The sequence below is a fragment of the Streptococcus sp. DD10 genome (assembly GCF_001578805.1).
In the GTDB taxonomy this organism is placed as follows: Bacteria; Bacillota; Bacilli; order Lactobacillales; family Streptococcaceae; genus Streptococcus.
Genome location: NZ_KQ969223.1, coordinates 1 through 326 on the forward strand (window position 1 = coordinate 1; position 326 = coordinate 326).

Below are 326 nucleotides of genomic sequence, written 5' to 3' on the forward strand. Positions count from 1 at the left end.
GGGATAACTGGATCGGTTGGGGTATCAATTGGTTTATCTGGAACAACTGGATCTGTTGGAGTGTCTACTGGTTTATCTGGAACAACTGGATCAGTTGGAGTATCGACCGGTTTATCTGGAACAACCGGATCTGTTGGGGTGTCAACTGGTTTATCTGGGACAACTGGATCGCTTGGAGTGTCGACCGGTTTATCTGGAACAACTGGATCGGTTGGGCTATCAACTGGTTTATCTGGAACAACTGGATCGCTTGGGGTGTCAACTGGTTTATCTGGGACAACTGGATCGCTTGGAGTGTCTACTGGTTTATCTGGAACAACCGGATC

General features: G+C 47.9%; 1 protein-coding gene. It reads right to left on the bottom strand.

The features are described from left to right. The coding region (locus STRDD10_RS11300) for a hypothetical protein (RefSeq protein ID WP_197458352.1) at positions 1–326 on the bottom strand (326 nt) is incomplete at both ends.